Origin of the sequence: Spirillospora sp. NPDC048823, from assembly GCF_043198445.1 — a bacterium.
Lineage (GTDB): Bacteria > Actinomycetota > Actinomycetes > Streptosporangiales > Streptosporangiaceae > Spirillospora.
Genome location: NZ_JBICUT010000016.1, coordinates 15,363 through 34,109, shown reverse-complemented (window position 1 = coordinate 34,109; position 18,747 = coordinate 15,363). Strand labels below are relative to the sequence as shown.

Sequence of the window (18,747 nt, the reverse complement as noted above, 5' to 3'; positions counted from 1 at the left end):
ACCGGCCCCCCGGGACACGGCCGCGGCGCCGGGGTCAGGGAACCTCGGCAAGGACCTCCCGGAGGCGGACGGCGAATCCGGCGGGGTCGTCGGCGAAGCCGATGTGGCCGCCGGGGAACAGCGTCGGCTCGATGCCGAGGGCGCCGGCGAGCGCCCGGGTCGCGCGGTCGCAGATTTCCCCGGCCGAGTCTTCGCCGATGGCGGCGACGACGTGGGTTCCGCCGGCGCGCAGGGCGGCGATGTCCGGCCGCCAGAACGTGGTTTCGAGCAGCTCGTGCTCGAACCAGCGGCGTTCGTCGGTGACCTGCTGCGGGTCGCGTTCGCCGCCGAACATCTGCTCCAGCGCACCCTCGGGCAGATTGATGTCGGCCTGGGCCATGAACTTTCCCCAGGCCCCGATGACGTCGCCGTCCAGGTAGGTGGCGATCATGTCGTCCGTCCCCTTGCGGAGTTCCTCACGGTCGTCCAGCAGCTCGGCGAGCGGCGGCTCGTGGGCGATGACCGCGCGGGCCCGTTCGGGATGGGCCTGCGCCAGTGCCAGAACGGTGCACGCCCCGCCGCTGGACCCCAGCGCCACGGCCGGGCCCGCGTCCACGTGCGCGATGAGCCGGGCCAGGTCGCCGGCGCGCAGCGGCGGCGTGGAGTCCTGCCGGGGGTCGTCCAGCGGGCTCCGGTGGATGCCCCGGGGGTCGGTGGTGAGGACGGTGTGGTCCGTCGCGAGCAGGTCGGCCAGCGGCTCGAACGCCTGGGCGTCCATCGGCGCGCCGACGAACGCCACCAGCGGCCCGCTCCCTCGCACCTCGTAGTGCAGCCGCGCGTCGTCCACCCGAAGCGTTCCGGTGATGGCTGAAACAGTCGTCATGGGTCCTCCAGGATGAGAGTCGTTCCGTGGGTGGACTCGCGAACCGGGAGAAACTCATCGCCCGGCCAGAATTCACCCGGCGGCGAGGCCCTCGTAGTGCGCGCGCTGCGCGGGGTAGTAGTCGTCGAAGTCCGGGTGCGGGGTGCCCGCGACCGAGGCGGAGAGCCGGTCGAGGTAGTACTCCCACCCGGGTCCGGTCGAAGCCACCTCCGCTTCGGGGTCGAGATGGTGCACGAAGGTCAGCGTCGTCACGCCACCGGCCTCCTCGAGACGCGCCTCCAGATGCCACCGCCCGTACTCGTCGACGGCCTCGACCTCCAGCCGCCGCGGCGGTTCGCAGGCGATGATCGTCATATCGCTCTCCGGCCGGCCCTCCTCGTGCACCAGCGTGAGCCGCACCGCGGCGCCGGGCCTGCCTTCGCCGCTCCAGTGCGCGAACCACCGGGCCGTCCGGTCCGGCTCGGTGATGCTCGCCCAGACGTCCTCGATCGGGGCCTTGAACTCGCGCGTCATCTGCAGATCGTTTCCGGTGGCCGTGGCGATCAGGCGGCCGGTGGGGGTGGGTGTCATCCTGCGCTCCTCGAATCCATGGGTGGTTCCTCCTCGGCCGCACGTGCGCGCCGCGTCCGGTGGACTTCCGTCTCCAGCGCGTCGAGGCGCTGCTCCCACACCTGACCGCGGACGGTGGACAGCCACCGTTCGATCTCCCGCAGAGGCCGGTGGTCGACCTGGTAGTGCCGCTCACGGCCCACCATCTCGGCGGTGATCAGCCCCGCCTCGCGCAGCACCCGCAGGTGCCGGCTCACGGCAGGACGGCTGATCTCCGGAAACGCGGCCGCCAGTGCCCCGGCGGTCCGCGGCCCGTCACCGAGCAGGACCACGATGCGGCGGCGCACCGGGTCGGCCACGGCATCGAAGACGTCCACGGCGAACATGTAACCATCGTGTTACGCGTTTGTCCAGAGATCAGGCAGGGGCACGGACAACATGGACACGCCCCCGCCTGTGCCGGTCAGAGTGATTCGTCGCGCATGACGTCCAGGTTCATGAACCGTGGGCCGTTGGTGCACCGGGCCTGGATCTCCGCGGCGATGTGCCGTGTCTCTTCCAGATCGCTGTTGCGCATCGCCGCCTCGTACGACGGGAACTCGACGATGTCCACGAAGTGGGCCGGATTCTCACGGTCTTGGGTGTGGGTTTCGTGCGACGCGGTCCGCTTGCCCTCGGTCGCGGTCGCCCACTCGTCGAACAGCATGTCCAGTTCGTCCGGGCGGTTGGTCTCGTACTCGATGATCTGCATGAAAGTCATGTGCCGCCCCCTACCGGACGCTCAGTTCCTCGTTCTTGAGCCCGCTGCGGATCTCGTCTCGCAGCTCAGAGCTGTCTGTGTGCCCGTGCACCGAGGCCGCATGCTCGGCGGCGGCGCGGACGACCTCGTCCTCCTCGCCGGCGATGGTGAGCGTGCACCCGGACTCACTCGGCAAGTCCCGGCAGTCGACTACCTTCCGCATCGTTCCTCCCCCCGAGTGGGCGGCTGCGCCGTCGGAACGAACGAAGAGACCTCCCATGGCGCCGACCGTCACAACTGCCCGAAATAGTCACTCTCATCACCGAGCGTGGCATATGCCCAGTTCGATGGGAAGGCCGCTCGGGCCTCGTCCCCGTCAAGCCTCGGCCACGAACACATTGCCTTCCGCATGCCCGCGTGCACCCCGGCCGAAGCCGGGCCCTGGCCGCAGTCGGCCTCCTCCGACATATCGGACACAGAGAACTTGACGGGGCATGTCGGATTAGTTCAGTCTCTCACCAGGTAAGTGGGCACCGACACCCCGCATGCGACTGGACACCGTTCGGCATCGGTGCCGCTTTCGCCCGGCAGTCGAAAGGGCTGACCAAGCGTGGGTGTCGACCAGACGGACAACGGCATTGATGACGGTGCCGAGAATGTCGAGAAGCCGCCCGCCAAGGACAAGGCATGGCGACCTGCGCCTGACCGGCCGGGCTCGCCCGGACAACCGTCCCGCCTCGAAAGCCACAAGGCAGCCGCAGCCGCCCGTGAAGCCGCGACCGAGCAGCGGGACGAACGCGACGACAAGCAGCCCCCGCCTGCCGGGGAGAAGCCCGGCGCCGCAACTCAGGAGAAGCCCGGCCGAGCGGAGACGGACACTGCGGACCGCGAGACCCGCGACGCCGAACCCGAGTCCGGCGACCGGTCACGCGACGACCGGCCCCCGGCCGAAGCGCCGGGTGAGGACATGGGACGGCAGACGGAGCAAGACCGCCCGACCACGCAGGCAGTTGAAGACAAGGGCGAGGCCGACGCTCCCACAACAGATGACCGGCCAGGCTCGGAGCGGCCGGAGCGAGTCGCGGAGGCGGACGCCGAGGACGAGCCCGGCGATGCCCCCGCATCGGATACTCAACCGGAGCCCGAAGGCCAGCCGGAGAAGCCCTCGGGGCGGGACGTGTGGGAGGAGTTCGCGAGCAAGCCGGCGACCTATGAATTGGACGGCCGTCAGTTCGGGTTCCGTACCTGGGGCGAAGAGTTCGCGGCTCGCCGGGCGTCCCGGGAAGCGCGACAGGCCCGCGAAGCCGAGTCGCAGGATGGGCCGTCGGTCCCAGACCAGGCTTCGCCCGAAGAACCGAAGAACGCGACCGACACGGGTACGGGCCGACCCGGTGCTGAGAACCTTGGGCCAGGTACCCCCGCCGACGCCAAGGCGAAGGCGGGCGAAAAGGGCGATCCGGGAACCGGTGCCGCCGACACCGATGAGTCCGCCGAGCCCGAGACAACAGGTCAAGACGCCGCGTGGCGCGAACATGTCGACGCCATGAGAGCCAAGTGGGCCGACCTCCAATCGGAGCAGGTCCCTGACCGCGCGCCGGAAAAAGACGACCAAGGCGACGGACTCCAGCGAGAAGGCGCGAGCGACGGGGGTCTCTCCGGAGACGAACCCGGCTCATGGCGCGCGGATAGCGGTCGTTATCTGAACTATGAGGAGAACTATTCGGTTGATGGGGCTTTCGACCGCATGAGCGGGCGTGAAACAGGCATCACCGAAGGGCTCCAAGTCAAGGAAGCTGAGGTGGATGGGGCGAAGCTGGTTGGGCTTGAGTATCGCCTCAAAGGGGAAGAAAGGTTCAAGGAGAAGGTCGCGGAACAACTTGCTGCCGATCTCCGCGAAGATCCTCGCGGGGTCGCCGAATCAATTCCAGATGCATTGCGCTACACCTATCAGTTCTCCAGTGAGGACTATGTGCGTGGATATGGCGAGGTCAGGGATCGCCTTGAACGAAGTGGCTTTGAGATGGTGCAGAGTCGAAACTTTTGGGGCGAGTCAGAATATAAGGGCATCAATTCTCGCTGGCGGGCACCAGATGGCCAGTTATTTGAAGTTCAATTCCATACTCCTGAGAGCTTTGAGGCTAAACAGTTGACTCATGGTGCCTATGGGCGCATCAGGGATCCGAATGCTGATCCGCGCGAGGTTGAAAGACTTGATAACTTCCAGCAAGAAGTATCGTCCGGGATTCCGGTGCCGGAAGGCGTCCTCAATATATCGAATTACCGTAGAGAGGGGTACTGAGGCGAATGTCCGAAGAATATGTTACCTACTATGCCATTACGGGCGGCGGAAATACCGTTGACGACCCACGTGGCATCGTGCGGCGTCGCAGACCAGCGGATGGCGGCATCCTGGACGAGGCTCTCGAAAGGGATCTCGAATGGCATCGAACCGGCGTCATCGCTGAGTGGAAGCGAGGCAACTTTGCTCGGGAGCTTGAGGAGGTCAGTGAAGAGAGGGCGATGGAGATTGTCGACGCATTCCGTGCGGATGGCCCCTACTGAACGGTCCAGCAAGAGGGCGGTGATGCACCAGGACGGTCGTCCCCGCTCCATTCACTTGCGGCATGATGGGCTACTTCGCGTCCCGAGCCGGCATTACTGCTTCGTCCGCCGCCTTCAGCCGGCGTCCCGATCGGACGCCAGCCCGACGTGAGCCCCCACGTCATCGTCGCGTGCCGCCCGGAGCACGGCGTCCACCAGGCCCGGGAAGCGGGTCTCCAGATCGTCCCGCCGCAACTCCACGAAACAGCGCGTCCCCTCCTGGCGTGTTCGCGTCACCCCGGCATCGCGCAGGACGCGCAGATGATGGCTCAAGGTCGACTTCGCCACCGGCGCCCGCAACTCACCCCACCCGCGCTCACGGCCATCGGCGAGTATCCGTACGAGCCCCATCCTGATGGGGTCGCTCAGGGCACCCATCACCCCCACAAGTCCGATCTCATCCAGATCGGGGTGGTGCGCCTGCTTCATGACCCCATGCTAACTTGTTCGATGTTCGCCGAACATCGAACAAGGAAGAGTCGTGGACTTCACCGACACCGCAGTCATCGTCACCGGCGCCGGGTCGGGCATCGGACGCGCCGCCGCCCGCCTCTTCGCCGGCGCCGGCGCCCACGTGCTGGGCGTCGGACGGCGCGAGGACGCCCTCGAAGCGACCGCCGCCGACCACCCCCGAATCGCCGTCCACCCCGCCGACCTGCGCACCCCGGAAACCGCGCAAGGAGTCATCGACGCGGCCATCGCGCGATGGGGACGCCTGGACGTCCTGGTCAACAATGCCGGAGCGACCAAGATGATGCCGCTGACGGAGACCACGGCCGAAGGCATCGCGGGCCTCTTCGACCTCAACGTCACCGCACCGAGCCTGCTCGCCGGCGCCGCCCTGCCACACCTGCGCGACGCCGAGGGCACGATCGTCAACGTCTCCAGCACCTACGGCCATCGTCCGCTCCCCGGCGCCGCCCACTACGCCGCGTCCAAGGCCGCGCTCGAACACCTCACCCGAAGCTGGGCGCTCGAGCTGGCCCCCGACGGCATCCGCGTGAACGCCCTCGCCCCCGGCCCGACCGAAAGCGAGGCCCTGACCGCGGCCGGCCTTCCGCAGCCAGTGGTCGACCAGATCAAGCAGGAGGAGGCGTCCCGCATCCCCCTCGGCCGGAGAGGCGACCCCGAAGAGGTCGCGGCCTGGATCCTCCGCCTGGCCGACCCGCATACCACCTGGCTGACCGGCCAGACCCTGACCATCGACGGCGGCCTCGAACTCACCTGACGCGACCACGCATTCCGTCGCCCCGGATTCCCTCGCTTTCACACGACCGCTGCTCAGTGTGTCCAGGATTCGTGGAGGCTGCGCCAGAGGAGGCCGTTGCGGGCGGCCGGGGCCGGAACCATGATCGCGACGGCGCGCCGGGCGGTGTCGGGGTGGTGCTCCTCGTACGTGACGACGGTCAGGTCGTCGCGGTCCAGGAGCACGCGTGGTTCGAGGATCCGGATGCGCAGGCCCGGTGCGGTGCCGTGGGCCTCGTCCATGACGGTGCGCAGATCCCCGAGCGTGAGCATCGCGCCGTCCGGGTCGTACCAGGTGAAGTCCGGTGTGTGCATATCGAAGAAGCCGCCCAGGCCGGTCGCCGTCCCGCTCAGCCAGGACTCGATGAAGCGGTGGTGCTCGATGACCTCCTCGATGGCGTTCATCGGGCGGCCCACGTGCGGAGCGGGGTGAGTTCGACGCCGAAGAGCGCCTCCACCTTGTCCGGGTCGCCACCGTAGAAGTTCGCGTTCTCGGGGGCGGACAGCCAGCGGTAGGTGTCCGCGACGCCCGTCGCGGCGGCCTCGCCGATCATCGGGGTCATGAACGCCTGGAACGCGTCGGGCTCCAGCGGGACGTAGCCAACGCCGAGGGCGGACGCGAGTTCCGGGCCGGTGACGACGTCCTTGCCGCCGATGTCGACCGAGGTTCCGACGAGGTCGTCGCGGTCGAAGGCGGCGGCGGTGAGGGCGCCCAGGTCGTCGTGGGCGAGCCAGGCCACCCGGTGGCCGGGCGGGATCGGGTACGGCAGGACACCGTCGGCCGGGTGGAGGTTCTCCAGGTAGACGGGCGGACACAGCACGACGGTGGGGATGCCGGAGTCGAGCAGGGCGTCGGCCGCATCGCGCCTGGTCTCGAAGGCGGCGACGGACGTGCGGGTCGCGGGCAGCCGGTTGCCGGTGTTGAGGACGAGCCGTTCGCAGTGGCGGGCCGCGGCGATGATGTTGTCCACGTACCGTGCCACGAGGTCCCGGTCGAACACCATGGGCAGCGTCACCGACGCGCGGGACACACCCCCGAAGGCGTCCCGCACGGCCGCCGGGTCGGCGAGGTCGCCGTGCTTGCGGCTGAAGCCGCGGATGCTGTGCCCGTCCCGTTCGAGATGTTTCGCGACGGCGCCGCCTTGCGCGCCGGTCGCGCCGATCACCAGGTATGTCTCAGTCATGAGGCTCAGCGTGCCGGAGGCGGGGAGTACCTTCTATAAGTGTGAATCCTGGTCTGATTAACGATCGTCCAGCCGATCTTCTTGATGAGCTGCTCGCTCCGCTGCGGCTGGAGGGCGTGTTCGTCAGCCGCTGGGAGGCGCGGGCGCCGTGGGGGTTCCGGGGTGACCAGGAGCGCAACGCGATCCTGCACTACGTGCGGTCGGGCGAGTGCGCGATCACGATGCCCGGGTCGTCCGAGCCGGTCATGCTGGGGCCCGGCGAGCTGGCGGTCTTCCCGTACGGGACGGCGCACGAGCTGGCCGACCGGCCGGGACGCGCCACGACCCCGCTGGACCTGATGCTCCCCGGGCGTCCGGCGGGGAGCACGACAGAGGTGCGGGTGGACGGGCCCGGCGGCGTGACCGATCTGCTGTGCGGCGGCCTCCACTACGACGAGGCCGCGATGTCGCCGCTCTACCGGTCGCTGCCGGAGATCATCGTGCTCGACCGCGAGGTGCTGGCCGGCGAGCCGCTGCTGTCCGGGACGCTGGAGGGGCTGACCGAGCGGTACGGGGGACTGGCCGCGCTGCGCGCGTTCGAGCTGGTGTTCGTGCTGGCGCTGAGGGTGGCGCTGGAGCGCGTCGGCGGCATGCCGCCGGCACTGCGCGACCCGGCGGTGGGCCGGGCGCTGCTGGCGATCCAGACCCGGTACGCCGAGCCGTGGACGCTGGAGTCGCTCGCCCGGGAGGCGCGGATGTCGCGGTCGGCGTTCGCGGCGGCGTTCACCCGGCTGGTCGGCGAGGCGCCCGCCCGCCATCTGGCCGGACGGCGGATGCGGGAGGCGGCCCGGCTGCTCGCCGAGACGGCGACGCCCCTGGCGGCGATCCCCGAATTGGTCGGGTACCGCTCGTCGGTGGGCTTCCACCTGGCGTTCCGCCGCCATTCCGGCGTCCCGCCCGGCGAGTACCGCCGGTCGGAGCAGGCCATGAGAGCCAGCGTTCGATAGCTCCGCAGAGTCATCCGGAAAGTCTGGTCGGTTCGCCTCCTCCCAGGGGCGGATGCGACCGGAAGCGGTCTCAGCGAAGGTTCTGCTCGGACTGGTTCCAGAAGGCCAGGAGCGCGGCGGCCGTGGTCTCGGGGGCGTCCCAGGCGGGGGAGTGGGCGGCGCCGGGGATGACGACCTTGGACGCGTTCAGGCGCTCGGCCATCACGGCCTGCGCGGCGGGCTCCCAGGCGTCGTCGTCCTCGCCGTAGAGGACGAGGGTGCGCAGGCCCGTGCCGGCGCAGTGCTTGGCGAGTTCGTCGACGAGGTCGGGGGCGGTGAGGATCTCGTTGGACATGCAGATCAGGCCCCGCTCGGAGTTGCCGAGCGTGCGGGCCTTGATGAACGCGATGACCTCCTCCTGGAGCCCGCGCCCGGTGTAGTCGGGTTCGAGGGCGATCGACCAGATCGTCTCCATGCCGAGTTCGGGGATGGCGTCGCGCAGGGCCTTGGCCTTGTCCGCGGTCGGGCCGGTGAGGGCCGCGGGGCCCGAGCTCATCAGGGTGAACGACGCGGGGCGGACCCGGTCGGCGAGCACCGCCTCGCGGCAGACCAGACCGCCGAACGAGTGGGCGACGAGGTGCGCCGGGTCCGGGCCGAGGGCCTCCAGCAGGGCGCTGATGTCCTCGCCGAGCGCGGCCCGGGTGTAGGCGGACGCGTCGTCCGGCCCGATGGACTCGTACTGGCCGCGCATGTCGATCGACACGACCCGGCGGCCGGACGCGGCGAGGGTCTGCAGGACGGCGAGGAAGTCCTCCTTGCTGCCGGTGAGGCCGGGGACGAGGAGGGCGGGGCGGCGTTCGGGCACACCGGATCCCGGAAGGGCCTCCAGGGCGGCGAACGTGCCGCGGGAGGTCTCGATGTTCGTCCGGCGGACGCCGGGGGGCAGGGTCAGGAACCGGGGCGTACTCACGGGGAACCACACTAGTCAATGGGCGGCAACGAACACCCGTGAAAAAGTTTCGGTGGTAGCGTCGGCAGCGTGCGTCCGAAGCCTGCCATCTCCGCGCATCGCCGCGACGAAGCGGGCCTGACCGGCCTCAGCGCGGCCGCCGAGTCCGGGGCCGAGTACGTGGAGATCGACATCCGGCGGACGGGGGACGGGCGGCTCGTCGTCCACCACGACCCGGAGATCGCCGGTCTGCCGCTGAAACGGCTCGCCTACGAACGGGTTCAGGAACTGTCGCCGCGTCCCGTCCCGCTGGTCGGCGAGGCCATGCAGATCATCGCCGGCCGGGCGCGGGGGCATCTGGACCTCAAGGAACGCGGCTGCGAGCACGAGACCGTGGAGCTGGCGATCGAGGCGTTCGGGCGGGACGGCTTCGTCGTCACCACCCGCGAGGTTCTGTCGCTCGTGCAGATCAAGAGCGCCTTCCCGGGGGTGCGGACGGCCCTGTCGGTGGGACGCAACCTGTGGGAGAAGGGCGTCGCGCACGACTTCGCTCCGCTGCGGCTGATCCGCAAGGCGGGCGCCGACATGGTCGCCGTCAACCACCGGCTGGCCCGCGTCGGGGTGCTGCGCCAGTGCGGCCGCGCGGGGATCCCCGCGATGGTCTGGACGGTCAACGCCGAGCCGGTGATGCGTCGGTTCCTCGGCGACCCGCGCGTCGCCGTGCTCGTCACCGACCATGTCGACATCGCCTTGAAAGTGCGGGAAGCGCAGCCCTGAGACCGCGACTCAACCGCGAGACGACTCAACCGCGAGACCGAGCGGTGGCCTCGCGGTTGATGCTGCGCGGAACCTAGGCGCTCTGGGACGCCTCGGTGGTTCCGGTCGTCGGCTTGCCGGCGCGGGTGCGGCGGCGGCTCCTGCTGCGCTTGCGTTCCGTGGCGACCGCATCGACGACGTTGTCGTCCGCGGTGGCCTCCTTGTGCGGGGCCGGCCCCCCACGGCCCCCGGCGTCGGCCTCCGTCGCGGTGGCCTCCACGGGCTTGCCCGCGCGGGTGCGGGTCCGGTTGCCCTTGCGGCGCCGCGGCCGCGGTCGCTCCCGCTCCCGGTCCCGGTCGTGGTCCCGGCCGCGGTCATGGCTGCGGGTCTTGCCCGTCTCGCCGATGTCCTCGAGCTCCTCCGCGTCCAGCCCGGCGCGGCCGTGCCGCTTGTCCTTCGGCAGCTTGCCCTTCGTGCCCTCGGGGATGCCGAGGACCGAGAAGAAGTGCGGGGACGTGGAGTAGGTCTCCTCCGGTGTGGCGAACGGCAGGTCGAGCGTGCTGTTGATCAGCTTCCACCGGGTGAGGTCGGACCAGTCGACGAACGTGACGGCGACGCCCTCCTTGCCCGCGCGGCCCGTCCGGCCGATGCGGTGCACGTAGGTGTCGGCGCTGTCGGGGCACTCGTAGTTGACGACATGGGTGACGTCGTCGACGTCGAGTCCGCGGGCCGCGACGTCGGTGGCGACCAGCACGCCGATCTTGCCGTTGCGGAAGGCGCGGAGCGCCCGCTCGCGCTGGCTCTGACCGAGATCCCCGTGGACGGCGGCGGCGTCGAAGCCCCGCTGCGCCAGATCGGCGGCGACCCGGTCGCAGGCCCGCTTGGTCTGGCAGAAGATCATGGTCAGCCCGCGGCTCTCGGCCTGCAGGAGACGCGCGATCATCTCCGGCTTGTCCATCTGGTGGGCCTGGAAGACGTGCTGGACGACCTGCGGCGTCGCGTCCGACTCGGTGTGCGACTCGGCCCGCACATTGGTGGGACGGGTCAGGTAGCGGCGCGACAGTGCGACGATCTCGCCCGGCATGGTCGCCGAGAACATCATCGTCTGCCGCTTCGCCGGGATCCGGTCGATGATCCGCTCGATGTCCGGCAGGAAGCCGAGGTCGAGCATCCGGTCGGCCTCGTCCAGCACCAGGATCCCGACCTGCGACAGGTCGAGGTGCTTCTGCTTGACGAGGTCGAGCAGACGGCCCGGGGTGCCGACGACGACGTCGACGCCCTCGCGGAGCGCCTCGATCTGCGGCTCGTACGCGCGGCCGCCGTAGACCGACAGGACGCGGCTGCCGAGCTTGCCGCCGGCGACCAGCAGATCGTCCGTCACCTGGAGGGCCAGCTCGCGGGTCGGCGCCACGACGAGCGCCTGCGGCGCACGGCCGCCGTGCTCGATGCGCTGCAGCAGCGCGGCCCCGAACGCGAGGGTCTTGCCGGTGCCCGTGCGGGCCTGGCCGATGATGTCGTGTCCGCCCAGCGCGATCGGCAGGGCGAGCTCCTGGATGGGGAACGCTTCGACGATGCCCTCTGCTTCGAGGGCATCTGCTATCTCGGGTACGACCCCGAGTTCACGAAAGGTAGTCAGGGCTTTCAGCCTCCAATATGCGGGGTCTCCGCTCCCGGGTGCGGCGCGGCTCGCCGGAGGGCGCGGCCGTGTGGCACGCCCGCCGATCGTTTCCTTTGGCCGCGCGCTCGCGCGGGAGGGACCAGCCGTTGATCAAAATCCGTCGGCGACCGCAGTCAGGGGTTGAAAGCAGTCACTCGCTGTGGCTGCGTGCGGTCACACTCCGCGACGCAGTGTACCGACCGTTGATTACATACACCAATAGCCGATCACAGGACTCAACGTTTCCCACGTTTTCATCTATTCCATGCCCTGCTCGCCAGGGAGTATCCGCCGTCGGCGGAACCCGTCGGACGGCCCGTCGAGGGGCCTGTCAGGACGGCCACATCCGGACATCGGTGCCCGGGAACGGGGGAAGCCCCCGCCTGCAGGTGGCGGGGGCTTCCGGCCCGGTGGGGCCCGCGCTTGGTCGCGGTCGGTGCGGTCCGGCGGTGCCGTCCGGCGGTGCTGTCCGGCGGTCAGAAGGTGCCGCGGCGGCCGGGGCGCCAGCCGTGGCGCCGGCCTCGGCGGCCGTCGCCGCGGGTGTTCAGCGAGGTGAGCGCCGCCACCCCGAGCGCTGCGATCACCACGGCGAACACGACGGCGATCAGCGTGCCGGCGCCGAGTGCGTCGGCGATGACTCCGCCGACGACGGCGCCGGCGATCCCGACGAGGATCGTGAGCAGGACACCGATCGGGTTGCGTCCGGGGACGACTAGCCGTGCCAGGGCTCCGATGACGGCACCGACGACGATGAACCAGAGGATCGTCGTGAGCATGTCGATCATCCATTCCTTTCCGTGGGGCCCGGGGGCCCGTGGTCGGAGATCGATATGCCCGCTGTGCCGGAATGAAACAAAAAGCCGGTCAAGGCCCGGTGGAACGGGGTAAACCCGTGCTCACGCGTACTGGGAGCCGAAACCCACGTTGCGCTGCTCGTCCTCGGAGATCTCCAGGTAGCCGACCCGTTCGGCCGGGACGACGATCCGGCCGGCGCGGCGGTCCTGGAGCACGAAAACCCCGCGCGGCTCGGACAGCGCGTCAGCCAGCGCCTCCTGGACCTCGTCGGCCGACTGCCCGGTGTCTACCACGAGTTCCTTGGGAACGTTCTGCACACCGATGCGAACCTGCACGCGATGCTCCCGTCGTCCATCGACGTCCCGCCGACCACCGGCGGGCTCTTCTCCCGATGGTCGCACGGAGATCGTCCGACGCGCCGTCAACGGCGTTCGGCCGAGGGTGAAACCCCGGCTCGGAGGCGCCCCACGCCGCCGAGGCCCGGCCCCGTCAGGTGGACTCGGTGGAGAGGGGGAAGCCGGAGATGCCGCGCCAGGCCAGCCGCGCGATGATCTTCTCGGCGGTGTCCTTCGGGATCGCCCGGTGCTGCGACAGCCAGAAGCGGGCGCTGACCTCGGCCATGCCCACCAGGCCCATGCCGAGCAGGTGCGCCTCCTCGGCCGGGGCGTTGGTGTCCTCGGCGATGACCTGGGCGATCATCTCGGCGCACTGCTGGTTCGCGCGGTCGACGCGCGCCCGCACGGGCGCGACGTTGCGCAGGTCGGACTCGAAGACGAGGCGGTACGCCTCGCCGTCGCCGGCCACGAAGTCGTAGAAGGCCCGCATGCTCGCCTGGACGCGCAGTTTGTTGTCCGAGGTGGAATCGAGGGCGTCGCGGACGATCTTCACCAGGGCCTCGGCGTGCTCGTCCAGCAGGGCCAGGTACAGCTCCAGCTTGCCCGGGAAATGCTGGTAGAGCACGGGTTTGCTGACGCCTGCGCGCTCGGCGATCTCGTCCATCGCCGCCGCGTGGTACCCCTGCGCGACGAACACCTCTTGGGCCGCGCCGAGCAGTTGCCTGCGGCGCGCCAGTCGCGGCAGCCTCGTGCCGCGGGGGCGTGCGTCCGGGGTCGCGGTCACCACACTCTCCGATCAACGATCGTTGCGGCGGTCGGGGTGTCCGCCGCTCAGGAACAACCTCATCATCCTACGTGCGAGTAACTCCGCCGGTCACGGCCGAAGCACCTCGACGTTCCTCACTCGGGTCAGTGTATTTCCGGTGAAGACCCCGGGCATCCACCGCGGCGCCTTCCGGAAACCTTGCCGACCGTCACGGAGACCAGCGGGACCGGCGGTGCGGGGCCCGGCCGGTGTCACCGGTAGTCGTCCTCGTCGAGCGGCACCTCGAACCGCTGCTCGACCACGTCCGCCTCGTTGACGTCGTCCGGCATCTGCGCGTACCACTCGCGGGGCCGCTCCTCCTCTTCGTCGAGCGCGGCCCGCTGCTCGGCGGCATCGGCCTCGTCGGCCTCGCTCGCGCCGTCGGGTGCGGGCTGTTCCAGGTCGTCGGTCTCGCTCATCACGCGTCCTCCTCATGCGTCCTTTTCACGAACGGCTGCCTCACAGGTTCGCGGCCAGTTCCCGAAGCGGCGCCTCGACGGATTCGCCATAGGTCGGGAACGCGTGGACGACGTCGGTGAGCAGGCTCAGCGGCGTCTCCGCACGGATGGCCAGCGCGATCTCGCTCATCCACTCCTCGGCGTAGAGTCCGGCCGCGGCGGCGCCGACCAGCAGCCCGCGGGACCGGTCGGCGTACAGTTCCACCCGGCCGCGTTCGTCGGCCTCGACCGCCGCCCGGGCCGTCGCGGCGAGGTCGTACCCGGCGGTGTGGAGGTCTATGCCGAGTTCGGCGGCCTGCCTGGGCGAGATCCCCACGGAGTAGACGGTGGGCGTGGTGTAGACGACGCGGGGGACGGCGCGGTAGTCGGCCTCGCGGCGCCGCCCGAGGAGGTTGGACAGCGCCACCTGCGCCTGGTAGCGCGCGGCGTGGGTGGTGCGGGCGACCCCGGTGACGTCCCCCGCCGCCCAGACCCGGCCCGAGCCGGACGGCACCCGGCACGTCTCGTCCACCGGTATCCCGTGCCCCGGCGCGAGGGCGACGCCGAGGTTCTCCAGCCCGATCCCCTCGACGCGGGGACGGCGGCCGGCGGCGACGAGGACGCGGTCGGCGTCGAGCGTCCCGCCGTCCGACAGCCACACCCGCAGCCCGGTGTCCTTGCGTCCGGCATGACCGGCGCCGGCGCCGAGCCGCAGGTCGACGCCCATCCGGCGCAGCGCGTCGGCGAGCACCTCCCCGGCGAACGGAGCCTCCGCGGCCAGCAGCCGCCCGGACGCCTCGACGACCGACACCTGCGACCCGAACGACGCGTACACCTGCGCCATCTCGCAGCCGACCGGGCCGCCGCCGAGGATCACCAGCCGGCGCGGCAGGTCGGGCACCGACAGCGCCTCGTCGCTCGTCCACAGCGGGACGTCGGCGAGGCCGTCGACGGGCGGGACCACCGGCTCGCTGCCGGTGCAGACGACGAGGTCGTCGAAGCCGTGCCCGGCCCCGTCCACCTCGATCAGGCCCGGTTCGGCGACGTGACCCCGGCCGCGCAGGACGGTCACCCCGGCCTCGGCCATCCGCGCGACGGCGGAGTCGTCGCCGCGGTGCCCGGCCAGCGCGTCGCGCCGGGCCAGGGCCATCTCCCACGTCTCACCGCGCCGCGCCGACAGCAGCAGCGACTTGGACGGCACGCACGCGAAGTACGGCGACTCCCCGCCGACCAGGCGTTTTTCGACGAGCGCGACGTCTCTGCCCGCGCGGGCGAGACCGGACGCCACCAGTTCCCCGGCCGTCCCCCCGCCCAGCACGACGGCGTCGTAGTGGTGGTTGTCCGCCAACTGTTCATCCTTCCGGCCCGTGTCCCCGCGACCCATGGTGACGGAAGCCGGCGCCGGAGAGTGCCTATTCGAACACATAGAGCACGCGGATGTGGCAGCGGGTGAGCCAGGGCCGGGCGGGTCAGGGGAGCGGCCGGTGTTCCGTCAGCAGCGGCTCCAGGAGGTCGCCGTGCTTGTCGACGCGGCCGAGGACGTCGCCGGGGGTGAACACCAGGTCTGCGGCGTCCTCGCAGGACTCCAGCTCGTCCCAGGTGATGGGGGTCGAGACGGACGGGCGGCTCGCGGCGCGCAGCGAGTAGGGGGCGACGGTCGTCTTCGCGGGGTTGTTCTGGCTCCAGTCGACGAAGATCTTGCCCTTGCGCAGCCGTTTCTCCATCTTCGCGACGACCAGCCGGGGACGCTCCTCGGCGAGCCGCTGCGCGGCGGCCTTGGCGTACTCCGACGTCCGCTCCGCCTCGTTGGGCGCCTCGACCGGGACGTACAGGTGCAGCCCCTTCTTGCCGCTCGTCTTCGGGTACGACTCCAGGCCGTCCTCGGCGAGCACGTCGCGGAGCAGCGCCGCCACCTCGCACGCCTCCACGATGGTGGCGGGCGGACCCGGGTCCAGGTCGAAGACGACCAGATCGGGGGTGTGCACCTTGCCGCGCGGCCCGACCTTCCACTGAGGGACGTGCAGTTCCAGCGCGGCGAGGTTGGCGCACCACACGAGCGTGGGCAGGTCGTCGACGACGACGAAGTCGAGTGTGTCGCGTCCCGTGGAGCTGCCGGGAGTGGGGATCGTCGCGGTCCGCACCCAGTCAGGGGTGTGGGACGGCGCGTTCTTCTCGAAGAACTTCCCGCCGTCCACCCCGTCCGGAAACCGGATCCGGGTCGCGGCACGGTCCTTCAGATGCGGCAGCATCACCGGGGCTATGCGGGCGTAGTAGTCGATGACCTCGCCCTTGGTGAACTCGGGGTAGAGGTCCTTGTCGAGGTTGGACAGCGAGAGCTGCCGCCCGTCGACCTCCACGGTCGTCCTCTTACCGGCCACGGGTCCTCCAGGCGCTACTGCTCACTGGTGACCTCCAGGGGGTCCTTGTCGTCGCGGAGGCCGCGCCAGGAGGGGAAGCGCAGGCGGCCGTCCCGGGTGCGCGCGCTGTAGGCGACCTCCCCGACGAGTTGTGGCTCAACCCATTGGGCGTCACGGGCGAACTCACGCGGGACGGGCTCGTCGTAGGGGCTGGTGGGGCGTCGCAGGGGCCACAGCGTCTCGTACAGCTCGTCCAGGGCCCGGTCGGTGAAGCCGGTGCCGACGTGCCCGACGAAGCCCAGCAGCCCTTTGACGTCGTACTCGCCGAGGAGCAGCGAGCCGACGCCGCCTTCACGCCGCCCCTTGCCGGGTTTCCAGCCGCAGACGATGACCTCGCGCGTCATGAAGTTCTTGACTTTGAGCCAGAAGTCGACGCGCCGGCCTGGGCGGTACGGGGAGTCGAGGCGTTTGGCGAGCAGCCCCTCAAGGTGCTGCTCCCGGGTGAAGTCGAGTAACTCGTTCACCTGCGCGGTGTCGCCGCCGTGCAGGTACGGGGGGACCTCCACCGGGCCGGTTCCGGCCAGGTCCAGTTCGTCCAGCAGTGTGCGGCGGTCGGCGTACGGCATGTCGTACAGGACGTGCCCGTCCAGGAACAGCAGGTCGAAGACCACGTACCTGACGGGGACCTCCCGGATCAGCCTGGGGTCGGGGTGGGTCACGTGCATGCGGCGCTGGAGGCGTTCGAAGCTGGGCCGTCCCTCCTCGAAGGCGACGACCTCACCGTCGAGGACGACGTCATGGTGGGGGAGGAGGTCGGCGAGGGCGGACAGCTCCGGGTAGCGGCTCGTGACATCGTTGCCGCGCCGCCCCGCGGCCTGGACGCCGTCGGCGGAGACGTGCGACAGGACGCGGACGCCGTCCCATTTCAGCTCCAGTCCCCACTGCTCGCCGTCGGGGGGAAGGGTCCCGGTGGCGGCCATCATCGGGTCAACGGGCCACGGCATGGTCATACCGCCGTCTTACCCGGTCCGGCCCCGCAGAAAAGGATCAAGGGTCCGTTCTGGCGCAAATCGAACGAGGTTGCGACGCTATGAGCGGGAAACATGCCGGGCCGGAACGTGGTGGGTTGTCGGAACGTGGTGGGTTGTCGGAACGTCGCGGGTAGGGGCAGGTCATGCGCAGTATCTGGAAGGGCGCCATCTCGTTCGGGCTGGTGACGATCCCGGTGAAGCTGTATTCGGCGACCGAGCAGAGGGACGTCAGCTTCCATCAGGTTCACCGGGAGGACGGGGCGCGCATCAAGTACAAGCGGGTGTGCACCGCCGACGGCGAGGAGGTGCCGTACTCCGACATCGCCAAGGGGTACGAACTGCCGAGCGGCGAGATGGTGATCCTCACCGACGAGGACTTCGCCGACCTGCCGCTGACGTCCAGCCGCCGGATCGACGTCCTGCAGTTCGTGGAGGCGGAGGAGGTCGACCCGATCTACTTCGCGAAGTCGTACTACCTGGAGCCCGACGCGCAGGGCGCCAAGCCGTACGTGCTGCTGCGGGACGCGCTGGAGAACTCGGGCCAGGTCGCCATCGTCAAGATCGCGATCCGGCAGCGGGAGTCGCTGGCGACGCTGCGGGTCCGGCAGGGCGTGTTCGTGCTGGAGACGATGCTCTGGCCGGACGAGGTCCGCGCGGCCGACTTCCCGTTCCTGGACGAGGACATCGAGATCCGCAAGCAGGAACTGTCGATGGCGACCTCGCTGATCGAGTCGATGGAGGGGGAGTTCGACCCGTCGGAGTACAAGGACGCCTACCGGGAGGCCCTCCAGTCGGTGATCGACGCCAAGGTCGAGGGCCGCGAGGTTGCGCGGCCCGCCGAGGGGGCCGAGGAGGAGCCCGCCGCCGACCTGCTCAGCGCGCTGCGCGCGAGCGTCGAGGCGGCGAAGAAGAGCCGCGGCGACAAGGACGGCAAGGCCGCGTCCGGCAAGGGGGAGGCGGAGAAGAAGCCCGCCGCGCGCAAGTCGCCGAAGTCGGGCCAGAAGAAGGAGCCGGCGAAGAGCCGCAGCCGCAAGTCGGCCTGACCACCCTGCCCGCACCGGAGCACGAACCGGCCCGCCGCCCGGCGACCTTCCACGGCCGGCGGGCTCGCGACCTAGTTGTCGCGGCGGGCGGTGAGGACGCGGGCGAGCGCGGTGGCGGCGGCGGACGGGTCGGCGACCGGCGCGATGCGCTCGCCCCAGCCGTAGAAGTACGACCAGCTGTCGTCCGACCGCTCCCGGGCGGCGATGACGTTCTCGTTCATCGCCCGCGTCCGCGGGTCGGCGACGATCGCGGAGGGCCACCGGTCGGCGGGGGCGGCGACCTCGACGGCCCAGCCGCGGGAGCGCAGTTCGTCGGTCAGGCGCTCCAGGTGCCCGAGTGCCGTCTCGGCGTCGCTGATCACTTGCGTGGACATGCTGCCTCCAAGGGAACGTCCCGTTAACGCGATGGGGGTCGCCGGGGGCCGTGCCGTGGGGCG

24 protein-coding genes are annotated in these 18,747 nt (G+C 70.2%); 6 read left to right on the top strand and 18 right to left on the bottom strand.

Annotation, left to right across the window (positions count from 1 at the left end; genetic code table 11):
* Window positions 1-34 precede the first annotated feature (34 nt).
* From ACGFK0_RS29800 to ACGFK0_RS29780, 5 genes are all read right to left on the bottom strand, one after another.
* On the bottom strand, window positions 35-862 hold the full coding sequence (locus ACGFK0_RS29800) for an alpha/beta fold hydrolase (protein ID WP_392910765.1): 828 nt from the start codon (window positions 860-862) through the stop codon (window positions 35-37).
* Window positions 863-934: 72 nt separating this feature from the next.
* On the bottom strand, window positions 935-1,432 hold the full coding sequence (locus tag ACGFK0_RS29795) for an SRPBCC family protein (protein WP_392910763.1): 498 nt from the start codon (window positions 1,430-1,432) through the stop codon (window positions 935-937).
* Window positions 1,429-1,797, bottom strand: a complete 369-nt coding sequence (locus ACGFK0_RS29790; protein WP_392910761.1) for an ArsR/SmtB family transcription factor — start codon at window positions 1,795-1,797, stop codon at window positions 1,429-1,431. Before ACGFK0_RS29790 ends, ACGFK0_RS29795 begins: the two co-directional genes overlap by 4 nt.
* A 77-nt stretch (window positions 1,798-1,874) precedes the next feature.
* Window positions 1,875-2,171, bottom strand: a complete 297-nt coding sequence (locus tag ACGFK0_RS29785; protein WP_392910758.1) for a hypothetical protein — start codon at window positions 2,169-2,171, stop codon at window positions 1,875-1,877.
* A gap of 10 nt (window positions 2,172-2,181) precedes the next feature.
* Window positions 2,182-2,373, bottom strand: coding sequence for a DUF1059 domain-containing protein (locus ACGFK0_RS29780; RefSeq protein ID WP_392910756.1), 192 nt, complete (start codon window positions 2,371-2,373; stop codon window positions 2,182-2,184).
* A gap of 387 nt (window positions 2,374-2,760) precedes the next feature.
* Here ACGFK0_RS29780 and ACGFK0_RS29775 point away from each other — a divergent pair, with 387 nt between their 5' ends.
* Window positions 2,761-4,449: a hypothetical protein gene (locus ACGFK0_RS29775; RefSeq protein ID WP_392910754.1), complete on the top strand. Its 1,689-nt coding sequence runs from the start codon at window positions 2,761-2,763 to the stop codon at window positions 4,447-4,449.
* Window positions 4,450-4,454: 5 nt separating this feature from the next.
* The gene (locus ACGFK0_RS29770; protein ID WP_392910752.1) at window positions 4,455-4,712 is read left to right on the top strand and encodes a hypothetical protein; all 258 of its coding nucleotides are present in this window, start codon (window positions 4,455-4,457) and stop codon (window positions 4,710-4,712) included.
* A 114-nt stretch (window positions 4,713-4,826) separates the two neighbouring features.
* On the opposite strand, the gene ACGFK0_RS29765 is transcribed toward ACGFK0_RS29770, so the two are convergent.
* Window positions 4,827-5,180, bottom strand: coding sequence for an ArsR/SmtB family transcription factor (locus tag ACGFK0_RS29765; protein WP_392910750.1), 354 nt, complete (start codon window positions 5,178-5,180; stop codon window positions 4,827-4,829).
* A gap of 52 nt (window positions 5,181-5,232) precedes the next feature.
* On the opposite strand from ACGFK0_RS29765, the gene ACGFK0_RS29760 reads away from it, so the two are divergent.
* Window positions 5,233-5,979 (top strand): SDR family NAD(P)-dependent oxidoreductase, encoded by a 747-nt coding sequence (locus ACGFK0_RS29760; RefSeq protein WP_392910747.1) that lies wholly within the window; start codon window positions 5,233-5,235, stop codon window positions 5,977-5,979.
* Window positions 5,980-6,032: 53 nt separating this feature from the next.
* Here the strand turns inward: ACGFK0_RS29760 and ACGFK0_RS29755 are convergent, their stop codons facing one another.
* Both ACGFK0_RS29755 and ACGFK0_RS29750 read right to left on the bottom strand, forming a co-directional pair.
* Window positions 6,033-6,401: a DUF4440 domain-containing protein gene (locus ACGFK0_RS29755; RefSeq protein WP_392910746.1), complete on the bottom strand. Its 369-nt coding sequence runs from the start codon at window positions 6,399-6,401 to the stop codon at window positions 6,033-6,035.
* Entirely contained in the window at window positions 6,398-7,180 is a 783-nt protein-coding gene (locus tag ACGFK0_RS29750) for an SDR family oxidoreductase (RefSeq protein WP_392910745.1), read from the bottom strand. Before ACGFK0_RS29750 ends, ACGFK0_RS29755 begins: the two co-directional genes overlap by 4 nt.
* A gap of 41 nt (window positions 7,181-7,221) precedes the next feature.
* On the opposite strand from ACGFK0_RS29750, the gene ACGFK0_RS29745 reads away from it, so the two are divergent.
* On the top strand, window positions 7,222-8,166 hold the full coding sequence (locus ACGFK0_RS29745) for an AraC family transcriptional regulator (RefSeq protein WP_392910743.1): 945 nt from the start codon (window positions 7,222-7,224) through the stop codon (window positions 8,164-8,166).
* Window positions 8,167-8,236: 70 nt separating this feature from the next.
* Here the strand turns inward: ACGFK0_RS29745 and ACGFK0_RS29740 are convergent, their stop codons facing one another.
* The gene (locus ACGFK0_RS29740) at window positions 8,237-9,115 is read right to left on the bottom strand and encodes an alpha/beta fold hydrolase (protein ID WP_392910741.1); all 879 of its coding nucleotides are present in this window, start codon (window positions 9,113-9,115) and stop codon (window positions 8,237-8,239) included.
* 69 nt (window positions 9,116-9,184) lie between these two features.
* Here ACGFK0_RS29740 and ACGFK0_RS29735 point away from each other — a divergent pair, with 69 nt between their 5' ends.
* The gene (locus ACGFK0_RS29735) at window positions 9,185-9,871 is read left to right on the top strand and encodes a glycerophosphodiester phosphodiesterase (protein ID WP_392910739.1); all 687 of its coding nucleotides are present in this window, start codon (window positions 9,185-9,187) and stop codon (window positions 9,869-9,871) included.
* Window positions 9,872-9,944: 73 nt separating this feature from the next.
* Here ACGFK0_RS29735 and ACGFK0_RS29730 read toward each other — a convergent pair whose 3' ends face one another.
* The 8 genes from ACGFK0_RS29730 to ligD (ACGFK0_RS29695) form a co-directional block, all read right to left on the bottom strand.
* Window positions 9,945-11,450, bottom strand: a complete 1,506-nt coding sequence (locus tag ACGFK0_RS29730) for a DEAD/DEAH box helicase (protein ID WP_392911056.1) — start codon at window positions 11,448-11,450, stop codon at window positions 9,945-9,947.
* A 533-nt stretch (window positions 11,451-11,983) separates the two neighbouring features.
* A complete protein-coding gene (locus tag ACGFK0_RS29725; protein WP_392910737.1) occupies window positions 11,984-12,292 on the bottom strand; it encodes a GlsB/YeaQ/YmgE family stress response membrane protein in 309 nt (102 codons plus the stop codon).
* Between the two features lie 111 nt (window positions 12,293-12,403).
* The gene (locus ACGFK0_RS29720) at window positions 12,404-12,637 is read right to left on the bottom strand and encodes a DUF3107 domain-containing protein (RefSeq protein ID WP_392910735.1); all 234 of its coding nucleotides are present in this window, start codon (window positions 12,635-12,637) and stop codon (window positions 12,404-12,406) included.
* Between the two features lie 154 nt (window positions 12,638-12,791).
* Entirely contained in the window at window positions 12,792-13,421 is a 630-nt protein-coding gene (locus ACGFK0_RS29715) for a TetR/AcrR family transcriptional regulator (protein ID WP_392910733.1), read from the bottom strand.
* 233 nt (window positions 13,422-13,654) lie between these two features.
* Window positions 13,655-13,861, bottom strand: coding sequence for a hypothetical protein (locus ACGFK0_RS29710; RefSeq protein WP_392910731.1), 207 nt, complete (start codon window positions 13,859-13,861; stop codon window positions 13,655-13,657).
* Between the two features lie 40 nt (window positions 13,862-13,901).
* Entirely contained in the window at window positions 13,902-15,227 is a 1,326-nt protein-coding gene (locus ACGFK0_RS29705; protein ID WP_392910728.1) for a dihydrolipoyl dehydrogenase family protein, read from the bottom strand.
* Between the two features lie 121 nt (window positions 15,228-15,348).
* Window positions 15,349-16,257, bottom strand: a complete 909-nt coding sequence (gene ligD, locus ACGFK0_RS29700) for a non-homologous end-joining DNA ligase (RefSeq protein ID WP_392910725.1) — start codon at window positions 16,255-16,257, stop codon at window positions 15,349-15,351.
* 14 nt (window positions 16,258-16,271) lie between these two features.
* Window positions 16,272-17,246: a non-homologous end-joining DNA ligase gene (gene ligD / locus ACGFK0_RS29695; protein WP_392910723.1), complete on the bottom strand. Its 975-nt coding sequence runs from the start codon at window positions 17,244-17,246 to the stop codon at window positions 16,272-16,274.
* A gap of 164 nt (window positions 17,247-17,410) precedes the next feature.
* Here ligD (ACGFK0_RS29695) and ACGFK0_RS29690 point away from each other — a divergent pair, with 164 nt between their 5' ends.
* Window positions 17,411-18,310 (top strand): Ku protein, encoded by a 900-nt coding sequence (locus ACGFK0_RS29690; RefSeq protein WP_392910720.1) that lies wholly within the window; start codon window positions 17,411-17,413, stop codon window positions 18,308-18,310.
* A gap of 71 nt (window positions 18,311-18,381) precedes the next feature.
* Here the strand turns inward: ACGFK0_RS29690 and ACGFK0_RS29685 are convergent, their stop codons facing one another.
* Window positions 18,382-18,684 (bottom strand): hypothetical protein, encoded by a 303-nt coding sequence (locus ACGFK0_RS29685; RefSeq protein ID WP_392910718.1) that lies wholly within the window; start codon window positions 18,682-18,684, stop codon window positions 18,382-18,384.
* Window positions 18,685-18,747 lie beyond the last annotated feature (63 nt).